1 protein-coding gene is annotated in these 1,832 nt (G+C 46.5%); it reads left to right on the top strand.

Annotation, left to right across the window (positions count from 1 at the left end):
• Window positions 1-125: 125 nt before the first annotated feature.
• Window positions 126-1,412 (top strand): IS110 family RNA-guided transposase, encoded by a 1,287-nt coding sequence (locus tag GT003_RS32035; RefSeq protein WP_161705772.1) that lies wholly within the window; start codon window positions 126-128, stop codon window positions 1,410-1,412.
• The last annotated feature ends 420 nt before the right edge of the window (window positions 1,413-1,832 follow it).

Raw genomic sequence — 1,832 nt, forward strand, 5'->3', positions numbered from 1 at the left:
GGGCAGCATTCCTATTATGAAGAAATACGAGGTTTGAGAAATGAAAAGACTCCTTGGTATGATGTTTATGGGTCCCAGATGCTCGCCAGCGACCGGATCCAAAAACAAACCAAGGAGACTACATCATGAATTCTAATCAAAATGAGCGTATTAATCAAATCACATCTTCTACCTTAATTGTCGGTGTAGACATCGCAAAATTCAAACATGTGGCTCGCGCACAAGACAACCGCGGAGTCGAGTTTGGGAAGGCCATTACGTTTGAAAACACACGAGAAGGATTCGAGTTGTTTGTAAACTGGTTTCGGAAAATCTCAACGGAACAAGGGTTCCAAGACGTTATTGTTGGCATGGAACCAACCGGTCATTACTGGCTGAACCTTGCTCATTTTCTTAGAGAGAAGCAAGTGAAGTACGGCGTTGTGAATCCGATGCACGTGAAGAAGAGCAAAGAGTTGGACGACAATTCCCCAACTAAAAATGACATCAAAGATGCGAAGGTCATTGCACAGCTGGTCAAAGATGGGAGATACGCCGTACCTAGCTTTCCTCAGGGCATTTATGCAGAACTGAGGGAAGCGATGAAGATTCGCGATCACCTAACGACTGACCTTTGTGTGATCCAAGCACGTGTCCATAACTGGCTGGATCGGTACTTCCCGGAGTTTCTAACGGTATTTAAAGATTGGGAATGCAAGTCTGCCATTCAAATGCTGAGCCTTTATTTACTACCGCACGAGCTAGTCCATGTGCCGGATGACACCTTGCTGCAGCACCTAAGAGAAGCTGCAAAACGAGGACTTGGTCTAGGTCGGATACAGCGTCTGAAGGCAGCGGCCAGCCGTTCTGTCGGCATCCAACAAGGTCCCGAGTTAGCAAAAATGGAGTTAAAGTTACTGCTGACTCAGTATGAATGGCTTCATAACAAGCTCGAAGAGCTGGGAGCCAGCTTGGATGAATTGCTCATGCAGATTCCACATGTGCCGCAATTGCTAGCCATGAAAGGGATTGGAAGAGACACCATCGCAGGATTCCTTGCTGAGGTAGGTGACATTAGCCAGTACCGTCACCCCAAACAGATTTCAAAGCTCGCTGGTTTGAATTTAAAAACAAATTCATCGGGCACGCATACCGGACAGACCAAGATAACAAAGAGAGGCCGGAAGCGTCTTCGTGCCTTGCTCTTTCGAGTGATGATGCCGTTGGTCGCTAAGAATGCAGCCTTCCGGACTTTGCACGAGTACTACACAAAACGGGCGATAAATCCGCTCAAAAAGATGCAGTCTCTCATCGCGTTGTGCAATAAACTCATACGGATCCTGTTCGGGATACTGAAAAAGGGACATGAGTTCAGCGAAGAGAAAATGATCCAGGATATCCCTCGATTCGCAGCCTTACCACAAGCAGCTTAAGTGAACATTTGTCTTTGTTAATGGTCTAGTTAGTGAAGAAAACAGATAACAAGAAGCACGGATGAGTCGGAACGGCACTATCCTTACGGACGAAGATCCTGCCGGGCAGCATATCTGACCTCCACCTCATGGACAGGTTGAATGAAGGAATGTGGGAGCGTAGACTCTGCGAGATGTGGGAGGGTTGACCGCCATGAGCTTATGTGGAGATCCAAAGGTGCAACCATATTTTACCGAAGCAACCACTTTTTTCGGGGAGTGCTCTAGGTAGAGGCTTTTTTACGCCTTTACCAGCCCCATAAATTTCTTCATCTACAACTTCGTTCCATCTAGATGTTATCTGTTATGAAGAAGACTAGGTCAAAACCTACGAAAATGCGAGCATTTAAGAGCAAAGTGATTCTCCATAGAGGGAGGATA

It is taken from the genome of Paenibacillus sacheonensis, assembly GCF_009909195.1.
Lineage (GTDB): Bacteria > Bacillota > Bacilli > Paenibacillales > Paenibacillaceae > Paenibacillus_Z > Paenibacillus_Z sacheonensis.

Bases quoted from the DNA above. Each gene is read 5' to 3' on its own strand.
- GT003_RS32035 (WP_161705772.1), top strand. From the start codon at position 126: ATGAATTCTAATCAAAATGAGCGTATTAATCAAATCACATCTTCTACC.